The 16,060-nt window shown below is 63.0% G+C and carries 20 protein-coding genes; 10 read left to right on the top strand and 10 right to left on the bottom strand.

The window, feature by feature from the left end; all coding sequences use genetic code 11:
• Positions 1–7 precede the first annotated feature (7 nt).
• Together BVH74_RS05630 and BVH74_RS05635 are read right to left on the bottom strand one after the other, a co-directional pair.
• Positions 8–547 carry a twin-arginine translocation pathway signal protein gene (locus tag BVH74_RS05630; protein ID WP_080049116.1) on the bottom strand — a complete coding sequence of 180 codons (540 nt, stop codon included), beginning with the start codon at positions 545–547 and terminating at the stop codon, positions 8–10.
• A 39-nt stretch (positions 548–586) separates the two neighbouring features.
• Positions 587–2,029, bottom strand: a complete 1,443-nt coding sequence (locus BVH74_RS05635; protein WP_080049117.1) for a coniferyl aldehyde dehydrogenase — start codon at positions 2,027–2,029, stop codon at positions 587–589.
• Positions 2,030–2,149: 120 nt separating this feature from the next.
• Here BVH74_RS05635 and BVH74_RS05640 point away from each other — a divergent pair, with 120 nt between their 5' ends.
• Positions 2,150–2,797 carry a TetR/AcrR family transcriptional regulator gene (locus BVH74_RS05640; protein ID WP_080049118.1) on the top strand — a complete coding sequence of 216 codons (648 nt, stop codon included), beginning with the start codon at positions 2,150–2,152 and terminating at the stop codon, positions 2,795–2,797.
• Between the two features lie 10 nt (positions 2,798–2,807).
• Here the strand turns inward: BVH74_RS05640 and BVH74_RS05645 are convergent, their stop codons facing one another.
• Genes BVH74_RS05645 through BVH74_RS05660 form a run of 4 tightly spaced genes read right to left on the bottom strand, consistent with a single transcriptional unit; the run spans position 2,808 to position 7,261 of the window.
• Entirely contained in the window at positions 2,808–3,791 is a 984-nt protein-coding gene (locus tag BVH74_RS05645) for a hydrolase (protein WP_080049119.1), read from the bottom strand.
• A gap of 7 nt (positions 3,792–3,798) precedes the next feature.
• A complete protein-coding gene (gene rsmD / locus BVH74_RS05650; RefSeq protein WP_080049120.1) occupies positions 3,799–4,380 on the bottom strand; it encodes a 16S rRNA (guanine(966)-N(2))-methyltransferase RsmD in 582 nt (193 codons plus the stop codon).
• Positions 4,377–5,900, bottom strand: a complete 1,524-nt coding sequence (locus BVH74_RS05655; protein ID WP_119701262.1) for a M16 family metallopeptidase — start codon at positions 5,898–5,900, stop codon at positions 4,377–4,379. The genes rsmD and BVH74_RS05655 overlap by 4 nt, the downstream gene beginning before the upstream one ends.
• Positions 5,900–7,261, bottom strand: a complete 1,362-nt coding sequence (locus BVH74_RS05660; protein ID WP_231705573.1) for a M16 family metallopeptidase — start codon at positions 7,259–7,261, stop codon at positions 5,900–5,902. Before BVH74_RS05660 ends, BVH74_RS05655 begins: the two co-directional genes overlap by 1 nt.
• A 117-nt stretch (positions 7,262–7,378) precedes the next feature.
• Between BVH74_RS05660 and ftsY the strand changes: the two genes are divergently transcribed.
• The 5 genes from ftsY to BVH74_RS05685 all read left to right on the top strand — a co-directional run bounded on the left by ftsY (position 7,379) and on the right by BVH74_RS05685 (position 11,857).
• A complete protein-coding gene (gene ftsY / locus BVH74_RS05665) occupies positions 7,379–8,554 on the top strand; it encodes a signal recognition particle-docking protein FtsY (RefSeq protein ID WP_080049122.1) in 1,176 nt (391 codons plus the stop codon).
• A 3-nt stretch (positions 8,555–8,557) separates the two neighbouring features.
• Positions 8,558–9,226, top strand: coding sequence for a cell division ATP-binding protein FtsE (ftsE, locus tag BVH74_RS05670; RefSeq protein WP_080049123.1), 669 nt, complete (start codon positions 8,558–8,560; stop codon positions 9,224–9,226).
• The gene (ftsX, locus tag BVH74_RS05675; protein WP_080049124.1) at positions 9,223–10,224 is read left to right on the top strand and encodes a permease-like cell division protein FtsX; all 1,002 of its coding nucleotides are present in this window, start codon (positions 9,223–9,225) and stop codon (positions 10,222–10,224) included. The genes ftsE and ftsX overlap by 4 nt, the downstream gene beginning before the upstream one ends.
• Positions 10,225–10,317: 93 nt before the next feature.
• Positions 10,318–11,181 (top strand): RNA polymerase sigma factor RpoH, encoded by an 864-nt coding sequence (rpoH, locus tag BVH74_RS05680; RefSeq protein ID WP_080049125.1) that lies wholly within the window; start codon positions 10,318–10,320, stop codon positions 11,179–11,181.
• A gap of 88 nt (positions 11,182–11,269) precedes the next feature.
• Entirely contained in the window at positions 11,270–11,857 is a 588-nt protein-coding gene (locus BVH74_RS05685) for a hypothetical protein (RefSeq protein ID WP_080049126.1), read from the top strand.
• 1 nt (position 11,858) lies between these two features.
• Here the strand turns inward: BVH74_RS05685 and mtgA are convergent, their stop codons facing one another.
• Positions 11,859–12,617: a monofunctional biosynthetic peptidoglycan transglycosylase gene (gene mtgA, locus BVH74_RS05690; protein ID WP_080049127.1), complete on the bottom strand. Its 759-nt coding sequence runs from the start codon at positions 12,615–12,617 to the stop codon at positions 11,859–11,861.
• Between the two features lie 58 nt (positions 12,618–12,675).
• Here mtgA and BVH74_RS05695 point away from each other — a divergent pair, with 58 nt between their 5' ends.
• The 4 genes from BVH74_RS05695 to trmB all read left to right on the top strand — a co-directional run bounded on the left by BVH74_RS05695 (position 12,676) and on the right by trmB (position 15,042).
• Entirely contained in the window at positions 12,676–13,050 is a 375-nt protein-coding gene (locus tag BVH74_RS05695; protein ID WP_080049128.1) for a DUF423 domain-containing protein, read from the top strand.
• 57 nt (positions 13,051–13,107) lie between these two features.
• Positions 13,108–13,308, top strand: a complete 201-nt coding sequence (gene thiS, locus BVH74_RS05700; RefSeq protein WP_080049129.1) for a sulfur carrier protein ThiS — start codon at positions 13,108–13,110, stop codon at positions 13,306–13,308.
• A 55-nt stretch (positions 13,309–13,363) separates the two neighbouring features.
• Entirely contained in the window at positions 13,364–14,155 is a 792-nt protein-coding gene (locus BVH74_RS05705) for a thiazole synthase (RefSeq protein WP_080049130.1), read from the top strand.
• A 170-nt stretch (positions 14,156–14,325) separates the two neighbouring features.
• The gene (gene trmB, locus BVH74_RS05710) at positions 14,326–15,042 is read left to right on the top strand and encodes a tRNA (guanosine(46)-N7)-methyltransferase TrmB (protein WP_080049131.1); all 717 of its coding nucleotides are present in this window, start codon (positions 14,326–14,328) and stop codon (positions 15,040–15,042) included.
• 98 nt (positions 15,043–15,140) lie between these two features.
• On the opposite strand, the gene BVH74_RS05715 is transcribed toward trmB, so the two are convergent.
• From BVH74_RS05715 to BVH74_RS18865, 3 genes are all read right to left on the bottom strand, one after another.
• The gene (locus BVH74_RS05715) at positions 15,141–15,578 is read right to left on the bottom strand and encodes a DUF3010 family protein (RefSeq protein ID WP_080049132.1); all 438 of its coding nucleotides are present in this window, start codon (positions 15,576–15,578) and stop codon (positions 15,141–15,143) included.
• A gap of 163 nt (positions 15,579–15,741) precedes the next feature.
• Positions 15,742–15,921 (bottom strand): integrase core domain-containing protein, encoded by a 180-nt coding sequence (locus BVH74_RS19100; protein ID WP_080049133.1) that lies wholly within the window; start codon positions 15,919–15,921, stop codon positions 15,742–15,744.
• The gene (locus BVH74_RS18865) at positions 15,869–16,057 is read right to left on the bottom strand and encodes a hypothetical protein (protein ID WP_177344492.1); all 189 of its coding nucleotides are present in this window, start codon (positions 16,055–16,057) and stop codon (positions 15,869–15,871) included. Before BVH74_RS18865 ends, BVH74_RS19100 begins: the two co-directional genes overlap by 53 nt.
• Positions 16,058–16,060: the final 3 nt, after the last annotated feature.

Raw genomic sequence — 16,060 nt, forward strand, 5'->3', positions numbered from 1 at the left:
GAACGGCTCAAATCTGCGGTGGGCCGGGGTAGCCGGTGGTTTCCCAGGACAGGGGCAGGGCGTACCAGGCCATCAGCAACAACTGGCTGAGAGCCTTGTAGCCCTGGCGCAGCATCTCCAGGCGGCTGTCGCGCCAGCGCTGCAAGAAGGCTTCCAGGCGCTCTGGCGAGGCTTGCTCCCAACTGCCCCAGATGCCGGTCAGCGGACCGCGAGTCAACGGCAGGCTGAGCAGGCCGAGCAGGTCGTGAACATCCTTTTGGATCGCCGCCGAGGTATGCGCCAGGCTGATATCCAGCTGGCGCAGGGTGGCAGTGATGGCCTGCGGCTGATTGGTCAGCGCAGGATGGTTACCGACCAGTGCTGGCAGCAGGGCCGCCAGCACGGGCAGGTCGCTGTCGCGCAGCACATCAAAGTCGCTACTCGGGCGGCTGGATGAGCAGCCGCTCAGGGTCGCGGTCAGGCCGACGGTGGTCAGCGCCAGACTGGCGCCGGCACCGATCTTGAGCAGTTCCCGGCGGCTGAGCCGGGTTTGGGTGAGAGATGTCATGAACCACCTCGTTGTTATGATTATTGTTGTGGGCAGTGATCAGCGAATAAATAAACGATAGATCAACTGCAACAGCTTGCCGCCGTAGGGCGGATAGATTGGCCGGGCGCCGTTGAAGCGCTGCTTGATATAGACCCCCTTGGCCTTACTGAAGGTCAGAAAACCCTCATGACCGTGGTAGTGACCCATACCCGACGGGCCAACGCCGCCAAAGGGCATGTCATCCTGGGCGACATGCAGGATGGTGTCGTTGATGCACATGCCGCCGGCATGGCTGTGCTGCATCACATGCTGCTGCTCGGCCCGGTCGTAACCGAAGTAATACAGCGCCAACGGCCGGGGCCGCTCGGCGATATAGGTCAGCGCCTGCTCCAGTGAGTCATAGGGCAGGATCGGCAGCAGCGGGCCGAAGATTTCTTCCTGCATCACCCGCATTTCATCGCTGACATCCAGCAGCAGGGTGGGTGCCAGGATCCGGGTGTCGTCCAGATTTTCGCCTGCCGGGTTGATGCTGATGACCCGCGCACCCTTGCTCAGGGCGTCATCCAGATAACCGCTCAGGCGCTGATGCTGGCGGGCATTGATGATCTGGGTGTAGTCGGGGTTGTTGCGCAGGCTGGGGTACATGTGGGTGAGACGCTGCTGCAGCGCCTCGACCAGGGCGTCCACCCGCTCGCGCGGGCACAGCACATAGTCTGGTGCCACACAGGTTTGCCCGGCATTCAGACCCTTGCCGAAGGCGATCCGCTCGGCGGCATCCTGCAGTGGCACATCGGCGCTGACGATGGCCGGTGACTTGCCGCCCAGCTCCAGCGTTACCGGGGTCAGGTTGTCGGCTGCCGCGCGCATGACGTGACGGCCGATGCCGGTGCCGCCGGTGAACAGCAGGTGATCGAAAGGCAGCTTGGAGAAGGCCATGCCGACCTCGGCTTCACCGGTCACCACGGCTACCTCGCTGTCATCGAACAGCTCGGCCAGCAGTGTGCGCAGGGCCTCGGCGGTGGCCGGGGTCGACTCGCTCATCTTGATCATCACCCGGTTGCCGGCGGCCAGTGCGCCAACCAGCGGGCCGATGGCCAGATACAGCGGATAGTTCCAGGGCACGATGATGCCGACCACGCCCAGCGGCTGGTAAATCACCCGTGCCTTGCCGGGCTGAAAGGCAAGGCCAACCTTGCGCCGCGAAGGGCGCATCCAGCGGCGGATGCGCTTGCTGGCGTAGTGGATGCCTTCGAGTGAGGGCATCAGCTCGGCCAGCCGGGTTTCATCGGCGCTGCGGCGGCCAAAGTCATCGCTGATGGCCTGGATCAGGGTTTGCTGATGACGCACCAGCGCGGCTCTGAGCTTGCTCAGTGCCTGGATGCGCTGTTCGGCGCTGGGCATGGGGGCGGCGAGGAAGGCCGCGCGCTGACGCTCGAACAACTGGTGCAGGTGTTCAATGGTGCGTTGTTGATCCTGCAGATAAGCGATATCCGCTACCATGTGGCCTCCGTAGGGCAGCCGTATGCCGGGTGGCAATCGGCTTTTTATCGTGATGGCTGCCATTTTTAGAGTAATTGCTCTAAAGTGTCAAATGCTCCAGACAGGAAACCGACCAAGCGCATGAAAACCCGTGAGCGAATTCTTCAGGCCAGCCTGCAACTGTTCAACGAACAGGGGGAGCGGGCCGTGACTACTAACCATATCGCTGCCCACCTGGGTATCTCGCCAGGCAACCTGTACTACCACTTCCGCAACAAGCAGCAGATCGTCACCGAGCTATTTGGTCGCTATGAGGCTCAGGTGGATGATTATCTGCGGGTGCCGGAGGGGCGGGCGCTGAGCCTGGAGGACAAGGCCCACTACCTGGAATCGATTTTTCGCGGGTTGTGGGATTACCGCTTTTTTCTGCGCGATCAGGAGCATTTGCTCAGCGCCGACCCGGACCTGGCCGAGCGCTATCGGCAGTTCTCACGCCGCTGCGTGAACAGTGGCCGGGCGATTTATCAGGGCCTGGCCGAGGCCGGGATTCTCGATGCCGAGCGGACCGATCCCGAGGTGTTGGCGATCAATAGCTGGCTGCTGATGACTAGCTGGATCAGCTTTGTTTACACCTCGGTGCTGGATGCGGATCAATCGGAATTGACCCCGGCACTATTGCGGCGCGGGGTGTATCAGGTGCTGGCCCAGGAGTTGGGGCTGCTGACCGAGCAGGCCCGCCCGGCCGTGCAGGCCATGCTGGCGGAGTATTACGCGCCGCTGGGCCATTGAGCGGGTTGCCTCAGCCGAGCTGCTGCGCCAGCCACTCTGGCAGGCGCCGCTCCAGATAATAGCCCGGCCGCCACGGCGGCCCTTCGATGAAGCCGACATGCCCGCCGCGCGGGTGCAGTTCCATCCGGGTGCTGGCCGACAGCTCGGCCAGTTCAGGCACGCTGTGGGGGTAAACGAAGGGATCGTTCAGCGCCTGTACGATCAGGGTCGGTACCTGAATGCCGGCAAGAAAGAATCGGCTGCTGCAACGCTGGTAATAATCGGCGGCGCTGGCGAAACCGTGCAGCGGGGCAGTAACCCGGTCATCGAAATCCCACAGGCTGTCCATGCCCTCCAGGGTGCCGAGCGCATCCAGTCGGGCCTGTTCGGCCGACAGGCTGTGATGCGCGAACAGGCGCCGCTTGTTGGCGACATAGGCCAGCAGATCGCGCAGAAAACGCGCCTGGTAGACCCGCGAAAACCCTTCGCCGATGCGGTCGGCGCACTGATCCAGGCGAAACGGAACCGAGACCGCCGCCGCAGCCTGCAACGGGCAGTCTGCCCCGCACTCACCCAGATACTTGAGCAGCACGTTGCCACCCAGAGAGTAGCCAACGGCGGCCAGGTCGTGCTGTGGCAGTTGCTGGCGCAGGTGCCCGACCACCTCGGCCAGATCGTCACTGGCCCCGGAGTGATAGCTTCTGGCCCGTTGATTGGGCTCACCTGAGCAGCCCCGCCAGTTGACCGCCACCGAACGCCAGCCGCGTGCCGCCAGAGCCTGCTGTTGGCCGAGAATGTAGGGCGACTCGGCACTGCCGGTCAGGCCGTGCAGCAGGATGATGCATGGGCCTGTGGTGGATTCGGGGCCGTACCAGTCCAGATCGAGAAAATCGCCGTCACTCAGGGCCAGGCGCTGGCGTTGGCGCGGCAGTTGAGGCCGGCGCCGCAGCAAGGGGCTGAACAGGGTTTGCAGGTGCCCGCCTGGTAACCAGCGGGCCGGACGAAAGCCGTTCATGACCCGGTCACGCCTGGCGTTGCCAGAGACTGTAGTAGACCTGGCCGGCGCGCTTTTCCCGGTGCAGCTGCCAGGAGGTGGGCAGCTCGAGCTGACTCGGCGGGGCTTCGCTTTCGATATAGATCCAGGCCCGTTTGCTCAGCCAGCCATTGGCTTCCAGCGCCTGACAGGTTGCGGGCAGCAGGTTCTGATGAAACGGCGGATCGAGAAACACCAGGTCGAAGGTTTCGCTGGCATTCTGGCCGAGCAGCGCCAGAGCATCCTGCTGACGCACTTCACCGCGGGTACAGTCGAGGCTGGCCAAGTGGCCGCGCAGGGTAGTGACCACCTCATGGCTCTGATCGCAGGCCAGCGCCCGCGCCGCCCCGCGTGACAGGGCTTCCAGAGTCAGGGCACCGCTGCCGGTGAACAGGTCCAGGCAACGGGCCCCTTCGGTATAGCCGCTGAGCCAGTTGAACAGGGTTTCGCGAACCCGGTCAGGGGTCGGGCGCAGGCCGGGTTGTTCGCTGAAGCCGAAACGCCGGCTACGCCACTGGCCAGCGATGATCCGCAGCTGCTGACTGCCGGCTTTGGCCTTGCTCTTGCTCATGCATCGGGCTCCTGCTCGGCGGTTTCGGTCTGGGTTTCGGTATGAGCTTCGTTGTGGGTCGGGCCGACAGTCACCACCAGCCGGTTTTCCGGGTCGAAATGACGGGCGAAGGCGGCGCGCACGTCTTCCACGCTCAAGGCCTGAACCCGCTCAAGAAACAGTTGCAGGTGATTGAGCGGCAGGTCGTAGAAACCGAGCATGCCCAACTGCCCGACAATCGCGGCATTGCTGGCCGTGGACAGGGCGAACTCGCCCATGATCTGGCGCTTGGTGCGTTGCAGCTCGGCTTCGCTCGGGCCGATTTCGATGAACTGATCAAGGCTGTCATGGATCACTTCCAGCGCCAGTTCGACCTGATCGGCGCGGGTCTGCATGCTGATCATGAACGGCCCCTTGGCCTGCATCGGCACCAGGCTGCTGCTGACCGAGTAGGACAGCCCGCGGGTTTCGCGGATCTGCTCCATCAGCCGTGAGCCGAAGCCCGAGCCACCGAGGATCTGGTTGCCGACGTAGAGCGCGGCATAGTCCGGGTCGTTGCGGCTGATGCCGTGCTGGCCGAGCAGGATGTGGGTCTGCTGGGAGTCGAAGTCGATATGCCGGTGGCCGGGCTCGATCGGGAACGGATCGGCGATCGGGCTGGCGGCGCGGCCCTGGGGCAGGGCCTCGGCAATCCGTCGGGCGATGCGTTCGGCCTGCTCGCGGTCGATGGCACCCACCAGGGCAATCACCGCATTGCCGGCGCTGTAGTAGCGCTGGTGAAATTCACGCAATTGCTCGCGGTCGATCTGCACCAGACTCTCGGCCTGGCCCTGGGGCAGAGTGCCGTAGGGGTGAGCCGGGTAGAGGTCGGTCCAGAAGGCCTCGCTGGCCAGGGCCGAGGGACGCTGCAAGCGGAAGCGCAGGCCGGCCAGCATCTGGTCGCGCAGCCGCTCCAACGCCTCTTCCGGAAAGCTCGGGCGGGCCACCACGGCAGTGAACAGTTCCAGCGCCGGGGTCAGCTTGTCTTCGGCAGTCAGGCTGCGCAGGCCGGCAATCGCCATGTCGCGATGGGCGCTGTTCTCGAATTCGGCACCCAGTTGCTCGAAACCGGCGGCGATGCTGCCGGCGTCCCGCTCGCCAGTGCCCTCGTTAAGCATGGCGTTGGTCAGGGTCGCCAGTCCGGGCAGATGCTCATCGCGGCTGGCGCCGGCGGCGAAGGTCAGGCGCACATCGAGCATAGGCAGCTCGTCAGCCCGCATGAAATAGACCCGTGCGCCCTGAACGGTGGTCCAGTGCTGCAGGTCAAGCTGGCGGCGGGCCGGAGCCTGATCCAGATCGACCTCGGCCAGCGAACGCAGCTTGGGCAGGGGCTCCTCGTCAATGCTGCTGGGCGCCTCGGTCAGTTCGGGGGTACTGGGCTGGGCCGGCGCTTCGGGTTCGCTGATGCTGCGTTCCAGGCTGGGGCGCAGGGCCAGCGCCAATACCAGCAGCAGGGCCGCCAGGGTTACCAGCCAGCGCAGGGGGGATTGGAACCGGGCCATCAGCGCACCTCCTCGGGGTTGTTCGGCAGCACATGGGCGCGGGTCAGGCGCTCGCGGACCAGATAGCGGCGCGCCACCGCACTGATCTGCTCGGGGCTGACCGCTTCAAGGGCGGCGATATCTTCATCGACCAGCCGCCAGGACAGGCCAACGCTTTCTAACTGGCCGATCTGGCTGGCCTGCTGGCTGATGCTGTCCTGACCGTAGACCAGACCAGCGATGGTCTGGGCCTTGACCCGGTTCAGCTCTTCGGTGCTCGGTGGTTCCAGCTTGAGCGCTTCGATTTCCTGCCACAGGCGCTGTTCCAGTTGCTCCAGATCGACGCCGCGGGACTGATTGGGAATGCCGCTGAGCAAAAACAGGCTGTCGCCGCGGCTGAACCCGTCGTAGCTGGCCGAGGCTGAGGTGGCGATGGCCTCGCCGCGCTCCAGGCGGCTGGCCAGCCGGGCGCTGTAACCGCCGTCGAGTACCCCGCGCAGCAGCCGCAGGGCGTAGATTTCCCAGGGCTGCTCGGTGGTATTCAGGCTCGGCACGTTGAAACCCATCAACAGGCTGGGCAGTTGCACGTTGAGGTTCAGGGTGAGCTGGCGCTCAGCACCGCCAGGCAGCTCCAGCGGCAGCTTCTGCGGCGGTACCGGGCCGGCCGGAATCGGCCCGAAGTGCTGCTGAACCAGGGCCCGGATCTCGGCCAGACGCACATCACCGACGATCACCAGAATGGCGTTGCCGGGCTGGTAGTGGGTCTGGTACCAGGCGCGCAGATCATCGACGGTCAGCCGCTCGATATCGTGCATCCAGCCGATCACCGGCTGACCATAGGGGCTGGCCATGTAGGCCTGACGCAGAAAGCGTTCAAAGGCCAGGCCGTTGGGGTTGTCATCGACCCGCAGCCGGCGCTCTTCCTTGATCACCTCCATCTCACGCTCGAACTCGTCCTCGGGCAGGCTCAGGCGGTGCATGCGTTCGGCTTCCATCTCCAGGGCAATCGCCAACTGATCGCGGCTGAGGATCTGGTAGTAGCCGGTGTAGTCGCGGCTGGTAAAGGCGTTTTCCTGGGCGCCTAGGCTGCTCAGCAGGCGCGAGGCCTGGCCCGGTGCCAGATTGTCGGTGCCCTTGAACATCATGTGTTCCAGTGCATGGGAAATACCGGTCAGGCCCGGCGGCTCATGGCTGCTGCCAACCCGGTACCAGAGCTGGGAGACCACCACCGGAGCGCGATGATCTTCGCGAACAATGACCTTCAGGCCGTTGTCGAGGGTGAATTCATGGGTCGGCTGACGTGGCTGGCTATCCTGCGCCCAGGCGCCCAGGCTAAACACCAGGACCAGCGTCAAGGCAATACTTTGTCGAAGCATGATCATTCCCGTTCAGACTAGGGTCATACCGCCGTAGGCGGAACTGGGGTAGGATAACCCGATTCTTTCATTACGCCCTTATGTAGCGGTTTATCCGCTGCCTGACTCAGATAGTGATCATTCATGTTTGGTTCCAAAGACAAGCCCGAACACCCCAAGCGCGACGAGCAGGACAAACCCAAGAAAGGCCTGTTCGGCTGGATGCGCGGCAAGGACGACGCCCGACCCGATGAAGCCGCGCCTGTCGAACCCGCCGAGCCTGCTGCACCGGCCTCGGCCGATGAAAAGGCCCGCCAGGTAGCCGCCGAACTGTTTTCCGGCCTGGGGCAGGGCGAGCCGCCCGCCGCCAGTGAAGCCCCAAGCCCCGAGCCTGAACCCAAGGGCTTCTTCGCCCGGATGAAGGCGGGGCTGGCCAAGACCAGCGTCAATCTTGGCGAAGGCATGGCCAACCTGTTTCTGGGCGAGAAGGAAATCGACGACGACCTGCTCGAAGAAATGGAAACCCGCCTGCTGATGGCCGACGTGGGTATCGAAGCCACCACCCTGATCATGGAGTCGCTCCAGGGTCGGGTACGGCGCCGCGAGCTGTCGGACCGCAAGGCCCTGTATCGCGCCCTGCAGGACGAACTGGAAAGCCTGCTGGCGCATGTCGCCAAACCGCTGGAAGTCGACACCGCCAAGCAGCCCTACGTGATTCTGGTGGTCGGGGTGAACGGGGTCGGCAAAACCACCACCATCGGCAAGCTGGCCAAACGGCTCCAGGGTGAAGGCAAGCAGGTGATGCTGGCCGCTGGTGACACCTTCCGCGCCGCTGCCGTCGAGCAGTTGCAGGTCTGGGGCGAGCGCAACCAGATTCCGGTCGTGGCCCAGCATACCGGGGCTGACTCGGCGTCGGTGGTATTCGACGGCCTGCAGGCCGCCAAGGCCCGTGGCATGGACGTACTGATTGCCGACACCGCCGGCCGGCTGCACAACAAGGACAACCTCATGGATGAGCTGAAGAAGGTTAAGCGGGTGATGGCCAAGCTGGATGCCGAGGCCCCGCACGAGGTGCTGCTGGTGCTCGATGCCGGCACCGGCCAGAACGCCATCAGCCAGACCAAGCTGTTCAATGAAGCGGTCGATTTGACCGGTCTGGTGCTGACCAAGCTTGACGGCACCGCCAAGGGCGGGGTGATCTTTGCCCTGGCCAAGCAGTTCGGCCTGCCGATCCGCTATATCGGCGTGGGTGAACAGATCGACGACCTACGGCCCTTTACCGCGCCGGAGTTCGTCAAGGCCCTGTTTGGACGCGACTGATCGATGATCCGCTTCGAGCAGGTCAGCAAACGTTACCCCAACGGTCATCAGGGGCTGGACAACCTCAGCTTTCATATCCGCGCTGGGGAAATGGTCTTCATTACCGGCCACTCCGGCGCCGGCAAGAGCACCCTGCTCAAGCTGATCATGTGCATGGAGCGCCCCAGTAGCGGCCATGTGCATGTTGGCGGGCAAAACCTGCGTGATCTGGGCAGTGCCGATATTCCCTACCTGCGTCGCCAGGTTGGTGTGGTGTTCCAGAACCACCAGTTGCTGTTCGACCGCACGGTGTTCGACAACGTCGCCCTGCCGCTGATCATCAATGGTACCCCGGCCGACGAGATTGGCCGCCGGGTGCGCGCGGCGCTGGACAAGGTCGGGCTGCTGAGCAAGGAAGGCAGTTACCCGATTGCGCTGTCTGGCGGTGAACAGCAGCGGGTTGGCATCGCCCGGGCGGTGGTGCACAAGCCGGCACTGCTGCTGGCTGACGAGCCAACCGGTAACCTTGACCCGGGGCTGTCGGCTGAGATCATGGCGCTGTTCGAGGACTTCAACCGGGTGGGCGTGACCGTACTGATCGCCAGTCACGACCTGCCGCTGATCGCCAAGCTCGACCACCGCATGCTGACCCTGCATCAGGGCCGCCTGCTGCAGGACGGGGAGGGCGCATGAGTCGCAAACCAACCACCAGCCAGGAAAGCCGGCGCAAGGCGCCCAGTGGCGCGGCCCGTTCCCGGCGCGACTGGCGGCACCCGCTGCGCAGTTGGAGTGGCAGCCACCGGGCCAGTGCCCGGCAGGCACTGGAGCGTGTGCGCCAGCAGCCCTTGAGCAGCCTGATGACTGTGCTGGTCATGACCATCGCGCTGGCCTTGCCGATGGGCCTGACCGTATTGATCGACCAGATTGAACGGTTGGGGATCGACTGGCAGCGCTCAGCGCAGTTGTCGGTCTACCTGGAAGACAGCGTGACTACTGAGCAGGCCAAGACCCTGACAGCACAGGTGGCGGCGCTGGACGGCGTGGCCGATGCCCAATTGCTGGACAAGGATCTGGCTCTGGCCGAGTTCCAGCAGCATTCCGGGCTGGGTGACGCCCTGCAGCAACTGGCCTACAACCCCTTGCCGGCGGTAATCGTGGTCACTCCCAGCAGCCTGGACGGCGGCGCGGCGGCATTGCAGCCACTGCGCGATCAACTGGCCGCTCTGACAGGGGTCGAGCTGGTGCAGATCGATCTGCAGTGGGTCGAGCGCCTGAGTGCCATCCTCGGGGTGTTCGAGCGCTTTACCGGCGCCCTGGCGCTGATGCTGATTTTGGCGCTGCTGCTGGTGATGACCAACACCATCCGGCTGGCGATCGAAAGCCGGCGTGAAGAGATTCTGGTGGTCAAGCTGGTCGGCGGCACCGATGCCTTCGTGCGCCGGCCGTTTCTGTATATCGGCGTGCTCTACGGGCTGATTGCCGGGCTGCTGGCCTGGGGCCTGTTGAGCCTGGGCCTGGCCTGGCTGAATGCCAGCGTGCGTCAGGTCGCAGCCCTGTACTACAGCGACTTTGCCCTGTCCGGCATGCCGCTGGCCGACGGTCTGACCCTGCTGGCCGGGGCCATGCTGCTGGGTCTGGCCGGCGCCTGGCTGGCGGTTGGACGACACATCCGGGACATCGAGCCGCAGTAGCCTGCGGCCCTTATGTTTCGGAACTTTTACCCCGGTTTCACAGTCCGATTGGGCAGTGATACACTGCACCGTCTTTACATGGGGAGTTCAAACATGAGCACTGCTTTGCAGCCCGTACATAACCTGGTTCCCGGCGCGAACCTGGAGGCTTATGTCCAGACCGTGAGCAGCATCCCGGTACTCAGTGCCGAGGAAGAGCGCGAGCTTGCGGATCGTTTGTTCTACCACGAGGATCTGGACGCCGCGCGCCAACTGGTCATGTCGCACCTGCGTTTCGTTGTGCACATTGCCCGCAGCTATTCCGGCTATGGTCTGGCCCAGGCCGATCTGGTTCAGGAAGGCAATGTCGGCCTGATGAAGGCGGTCAAGCGCTTCAACCCGGAAATGGGCGTACGTCTGGTGTCCTTCGCCGTGCACTGGATTCGCGCCGAGATTCACGAGTTCATCCTGCGCAACTGGCGCATCGTCAAGGTTGCCACCACCAAGGCCCAGCGCAAACTGTTCTTCAACCTGCGCAGCGCCAAGAAAAAGCTGGCCTGGCTCAACCACGATGAAGTCAACGCCGTAGCCGAAGACCTCGGCGTGGCCGCCCACGAAGTGCGCGAGATGGAAAGCCGTCTGTACGGCCAGGATCTGGGCTTTGACGCTGGCGCCGACGATGACGACGACGCCACCTACGCGCCGGTTCACTATCTGGAAGACAAGCGCTACGACCCGGCCACCCTGCTGGAGTCAGCCGACTGGTCGGACAACTCGGTCGGCCATCTGCAGCAAGGCCTGGCCAGTCTCGACGAGCGCAGCCGCGACATTCTCTATCAGCGCTGGCTGGCCGAAGAAAAGGCCACCCTGCATGAGCTGGCAGCCAAGTACCAGGTCTCGGCGGAACGCATCCGCCAACTGGAAAAGAACGCCATGAACAAGCTGAAGAAAAATCTGGAGGCCGAGGTCGCGGCCTGACGCGTCCGGCTTCGAGCGCTTTACTACAGGGCATCCCACGGGATGCCCTTTTGCTGTCCAAGGGGGACAAAACTGAATGGATACCCGAATGCGTGTGCGTATTGCCACGATCCTGAGTGCGGTAGTGCTGAGCTTTTTTGCTCTGGGCTACTGGATGGGCGGTGAAGACACCGCAGAGCCGCTGGCCTGGCAAGAACGCTATAACGACGCGCTATGGGTGCCGCTCAAGGAGCGCCAGCTGGAACTGGGCACGCTTGAGCGCACCCTGGGCGAGGGTCGGCTGTGGCTGATCAGTGCCGATGACCAGCCGCTGCTGGTCAGCCGTTATGGCCTGCAGAGCGATGGGCAGGCCTGGCGCGTGCAGGCGGTAGTCGAGCTGAACGCCGAGCAGATGGACAGTCTGGTTCAGGCCCAGGCCTGGCAACCCGGCCAGCACGACCAGCCGTTGTCACCAGCGGTTGGTGAAGCGCTGGCAGCACAAGCGATCAGCCGGCTCAGTCTGATCCCGGCCGAGGCCGTAGATGTAGAGCAGATTCAGGCCACCTTCGGTAACCCGGATATGCGTCTGGAAGTAGCCGAAGGTGAAGCCTGGGTCTATCCCAAGGCTGGGGTGGTGATCGCCGTGACCGGCGAGCAGGCCCACTCGGTTATGTATGGCCTGCAGGGCGGGTTGTAACTCAAGCCCCACTCAACCTTTCACGCCAATAAGTAAAACTGAGCCACTGCGGCGCGCCACGCCTGGCCTCCACCTGATCGAGATAGTGGCGGCCACCCAGTTGCCGGGTCTGGCGTTGAATCCAGTTGGCCCGGTTCTGGACATGGGCCGGCGGGTTGGCCGCACTCCATTGCCGGGGATTGGGCAGTACCGCCGCCAGCAGCGCACTCTGGCGCTGTGACAGGTAACTGCCACCGATGCCGAAGTGATGGCGGGCCGCCGCCTCGACGCCGAACACACCGTCATCCCACTCGACGATGTTCAGGTACATCTCCAAAATCCGCTGCTTGGGCCACAGCAGTTCGATCCAGAAGGTGTACCAGGCCTCCAGCCCCTTGCGCGGCCAACTGCGGCCAGACCAGAGAAACAGATTCTTGGCCACCTGTTGGCTGATGGTACTGGCGCCGCGCAGGTTGCCGCCCCGACGGTTGTGCTCCAGCGCCGCGCGGATAGCGGCCAGATCAAAACCGCCATGATTGGCGAAATGCTGGTCTTCAGCGGCGATCACCGCCATTTTCATACTGTCCGGGATATGGTCATACCTCAGCCACTGGTGTTGAATCACCAGAGCGTTTTCACCGCCGCGGGCCTGCAGCCAGCGCTCAAACATCAGCATCGAACCGGGTGCCGGCGCCCAGCGCAGTACAATCACCGGCAGCAGGCTGATCAGCAGCAGGATCAGCAGCCACTTGGCGGTTTTGCGTAGTATGGTCTTTAACATGGCAGGCCGGACTGACAGCGTTTCTGAAGGTCCGGCCAGTATAGATCGGGGGAATTGCATGGCCAAACTCTTGTTGCTGCTGGCCTCGCTCAGCGGATTTACTGGCGTGGCGCTCGGCGCCTTTGCCGCCCACGGGTTACGCAGCCGGCTGCCGGACAACCTGCTGGCCGCCTTTCAGACCGGCGTGCAGTACCAGCTCTGGCATACGGCGGCGCTGATCGGCGTCGCCTTGCTGCTGTTGCGCTTTCCTGACTCGGGGCTGTTCAAGGTCGCCGGTGGGTTGTTTGTGGCCGGTATTGTGCTGTTTTCCGGCAGCCTCTATGTGCTGGCGCTGAGCGGGCTGGGCAAGCTCGGGATCATTACCCCGTTCGGTGGCGTGTGCTTCCTGCTGGCCTGGCTGCTGTTGGGCATAGGCGCCTGGCGGGCGCTGTAAGAGGGCACCGTTTCGCGCTATCATAGCCGCTTTGCGCAAACCTCCACCGAGTAGTCCATGCATATCCAACTCAATGGCGAAGCCTATGAGCTTAACCAGCCGCTGACGCTGGCCGAGCTGGTCGAGCATTTGGGCCTGACCGGCAAGCGTCTGGCCGTCGAACACAACCTGGAGATCGTGCCGCGCAGCCAGCACGGCGACATCCGCCTGAGCGATGGCGACCGGGTGGAAATCGTCCATGCCATCGGTGGCGGCTGATCTGCACCCGCGCCGCCCCTAACCGTTTCCAGCCCGCCCCAACCCGGAGAGCCCCATGACCGACCTCACTCAGGATGCCTTTGAAATCGCCGGCGTACGTTACAACTCACGGCTGCTGGTGGGCACCGGCAAATACAAGGACCTGGAAGAAACCCGCCAGGCCATCGAAGCCTCCGGCGCCGAGATCGTCACCGTCGCCATCCGCCGCACCAACATCGGTCAGAACCCTGGCGAGCCCAACCTGCTCGACGTGATCCCGCCGGATCGCTACACCATTCTGCCCAACACCGCCGGCTGCTACACCGCCGAAGATGCCGTGCGCACCTGCAAACTGGCACGCGAACTGCTCGACGGCCACAAGCTGGTCAAGCTGGAAGTACTGGCCGACCAGAAAACCCTGTTCCCCAACGTGGTAGAAACCCTCAAGGCCGCCGAAGTGCTGGTCAAAGACGGCTTCGACGTCATGGTCTACACCAGCGACGACCCGATCATCGCCCGCGAACTGGCCGCCATGGGCTGCGTCGCCGTCATGCCGCTGGCCGGCCTGATCGGCTCCGGCATGGGCATCTGCAACCCCTGGAACCTGCGCATCATCCTCGAAGAAGCCACCGTGCCGGTGCTGGTCGATGCCGGGGTCGGCACCGCCTCCGACGCCACCGTAGCGATGGAGCTGGGCTGCGCCGCCGTACTGATGAACACCGCCATCGCCCACGCCAAACAGCCTGTGCTGATGGCCGAAGCCATGAAGCACGCCATCATCGCCGGGCGCGCCGCCTACCTGGCCGGACGCATGCCGCGCAAACTCTACGCCAGCGCCTCTTCGCCGCTGGATGGCACTTTTTTCTGAGAATGCGTCTACGGACTGCTGCGCGTCGGCCCTACTGCGTTAAAAACAGGCTCGGAATGCTCATTTACAACTCGTAAACTCCGCTTCCTCGCCTGTTTTTGCCTTGTATGGCTCTAGCTCGCTAGACCGTAAACACATTCTACGAACTTTTATTTTTTCGAGGCCTACCGATGACCGACAAGCCTGAAAGCGATAGCTCCGTCGCCCCTGAACACCGCCGCACCATCAAGAGCTTCGTCATGCGCGCCGGGCGCATGACCGAAGCCCAGCAACGTGGTGTAGAGCAGGGCTGGCCGCAGTTTGGCCTGAACCTGGAGCAAGGGCTGCTGGATCTGGATCAGGTCTTTGGCCGCAGCGCCCCGCGCAGCCTGGAAATCGGCTTCGGCATGGGCCAGTCGCTGCTGGAAATGGCGGAAAAGGCCCCCGAGCAGGACTTTATCGGCATCGAAGTGCACCGCCCCGGCGTCGGCTCGCTGCTCAATGGCGCGCTCAAGGCCGGCCTGACCAACCTGCGGGTCTATGACTGCGACGCCATCGAAGTGCTCGACAAGGCCATCCCCGATGCCAGCCTCGACCGCCTGATGCTGTTCTTCCCCGACCCCTGGCACAAGAAAAAGCACCACAAGCGCCGCATCGTCCAACTGGCCTTTGCCGAAAAAGTCCGGCAGAAACTCAAGGTCGGCGGCATCTTCCACATGGCCACCGACTGGCAACCCTACGCCGAGCACATGCTGGAAATCATGAACGCCGCCCCCGGCTACCGCAACCAGTCCCCCGACGGCACCTGGGTCCCTCGCCCGGAAGAACGCCCGATCACCAATTTCGAGAAGCGTGGCGAGCGGCTGGGGCATGGGGTGTGGGATTTGAAGTTTGAGCGGGTGGAGTGAGGGGAAGGTACTGTTCACTTGGATTGCTTCTGAACCAGTGCGTGTGAAACGAAAAACCGGGCCTAGTGCCCGGTTTTTTGTGGGGGTTACGTGGCTTCTTATGCGGCGTATTTGTCTTTCATCAGAAACGCATAGGCGGTGGTGAAGGCCGTCTCCTGATAGGCCTTGAGGCCAGTATCCGCGAACTCAATCTGAATCGGATTGCGTTTCAATAAGTCCTTGATCTCGGTTGTCGACAGAATGACCACATCAAGATCGCTGATCAGTTCAATCGCCGCTTCCAGCTTGAAACCCACCGCACCACCGGCAAACTTGCCCTTCATCGGCCGCTGGCGAATAACCACCTTGTCCACAGGGTAATCCTGCATCAGCTTGGCAAAGGTCTGCTGGAAGTAGCGCAGCTCAGCGGTGCTGTGAACATCTTTCAGCGTCAGCCGCCGGGAGCGGCAGTCAGGCAACTCGAAAATGTCGTCGCTCAGCGACAGCAGACAGAGATTCACATCGTTACTGTTGATTTCAATGCCACAGACTTTCATAGGGTGCTCGATTCGGGTTTATCCGGGCATTGTAGCGCAAAATGGTTGGGCTATATGGGGCTGCGCCGGCTTGGTGGTTCAGCTCGGTGAGTCATAGGGCAGGGGGCTTTCGAGGAGCTTCTATGGAAAGCTACGCTGTAATGACCCAGCGGATTTTGCACACCTAAGCCGCTAATTGTTGATAAACCACGCTGGGTGTTTTCATTCCCAGCGCTTGATGAGGGCGTTGTTCGTTGTAGTACTTGAACCACGCTCTCAGCGTTGTCCTGGCTTCATCCAGTGACTGGAAGTTATGCAGCCAGAGGCACTGCTCTTTTACCGTTCGGATCAGCCGCTCGACCATTCCGTTCAGCCAGATGCTCGTTGATCCTGGGTTTGGCTTTGGTGGGCCGATAGTAATAGCTGCGCCGGGAAATACCGGACCAGCGACAAGCCTGGACTACCGTCACCGCATCGCCATTGGCCGCCATCTCGGTCACAAC

Source organism: Halopseudomonas phragmitis, from assembly GCF_002056295.1.
Classification (GTDB): domain Bacteria; phylum Pseudomonadota; class Gammaproteobacteria; order Pseudomonadales; family Pseudomonadaceae; genus Halopseudomonas; species Halopseudomonas phragmitis.

What these genes read in the sequence shown, in the direction of transcription:
- BVH74_RS05630 (WP_080049116.1), bottom strand. Translation starts at nt 547, where the DNA reads ATGACATCTCTCACCCAAACCCGGCTCAGCCGCCGGGAACTGCTCAAG.
- BVH74_RS05635 (WP_080049117.1), bottom strand. Translation starts at nt 2,029, where the DNA reads ATGGTAGCGGATATCGCTTATCTGCAGGATCAACAACGCACCATTGAA.
- BVH74_RS05640 (WP_080049118.1), top strand. Translation starts at nt 2,150, where the DNA reads ATGAAAACCCGTGAGCGAATTCTTCAGGCCAGCCTGCAACTGTTCAAC.
- BVH74_RS05645 (WP_080049119.1), bottom strand. Translation starts at nt 3,791, where the DNA reads ATGAACGGCTTTCGTCCGGCCCGCTGGTTACCAGGCGGGCACCTGCAA.
- rsmD (WP_080049120.1), bottom strand. Translation starts at nt 4,380, where the DNA reads ATGAGCAAGAGCAAGGCCAAAGCCGGCAGTCAGCAGCTGCGGATCATC.
- BVH74_RS05655 (WP_119701262.1), bottom strand. Translation starts at nt 5,900, where the DNA reads ATGGCCCGGTTCCAATCCCCCCTGCGCTGGCTGGTAACCCTGGCGGCC.
- BVH74_RS05660 (WP_231705573.1), bottom strand. Translation starts at nt 7,261, where the DNA reads ATGATCATGCTTCGACAAAGTATTGCCTTGACGCTGGTCCTGGTGTTT.
- ftsY (WP_080049122.1), top strand. Translation starts at nt 7,379, where the DNA reads ATGTTTGGTTCCAAAGACAAGCCCGAACACCCCAAGCGCGACGAGCAG.
- ftsE (WP_080049123.1), top strand. Translation starts at nt 8,558, where the DNA reads ATGATCCGCTTCGAGCAGGTCAGCAAACGTTACCCCAACGGTCATCAG.
- ftsX (WP_080049124.1), top strand. Translation starts at nt 9,223, where the DNA reads ATGAGTCGCAAACCAACCACCAGCCAGGAAAGCCGGCGCAAGGCGCCC.
- rpoH (WP_080049125.1), top strand. Translation starts at nt 10,318, where the DNA reads ATGAGCACTGCTTTGCAGCCCGTACATAACCTGGTTCCCGGCGCGAAC.
- BVH74_RS05685 (WP_080049126.1), top strand. Translation starts at nt 11,270, where the DNA reads ATGCGTGTGCGTATTGCCACGATCCTGAGTGCGGTAGTGCTGAGCTTT.
- mtgA (WP_080049127.1), bottom strand. Translation starts at nt 12,617, where the DNA reads ATGTTAAAGACCATACTACGCAAAACCGCCAAGTGGCTGCTGATCCTG.
- BVH74_RS05695 (WP_080049128.1), top strand. Translation starts at nt 12,676, where the DNA reads ATGGCCAAACTCTTGTTGCTGCTGGCCTCGCTCAGCGGATTTACTGGC.
- thiS (WP_080049129.1), top strand. Translation starts at nt 13,108, where the DNA reads ATGCATATCCAACTCAATGGCGAAGCCTATGAGCTTAACCAGCCGCTG.
- BVH74_RS05705 (WP_080049130.1), top strand. Translation starts at nt 13,364, where the DNA reads ATGACCGACCTCACTCAGGATGCCTTTGAAATCGCCGGCGTACGTTAC.
- trmB (WP_080049131.1), top strand. Translation starts at nt 14,326, where the DNA reads ATGACCGACAAGCCTGAAAGCGATAGCTCCGTCGCCCCTGAACACCGC.
- BVH74_RS05715 (WP_080049132.1), bottom strand. Translation starts at nt 15,578, where the DNA reads ATGAAAGTCTGTGGCATTGAAATCAACAGTAACGATGTGAATCTCTGT.
- BVH74_RS19100 (WP_080049133.1), bottom strand. Translation starts at nt 15,921, where the DNA reads ATGGTCGAGCGGCTGATCCGAACGGTAAAAGAGCAGTGCCTCTGGCTG.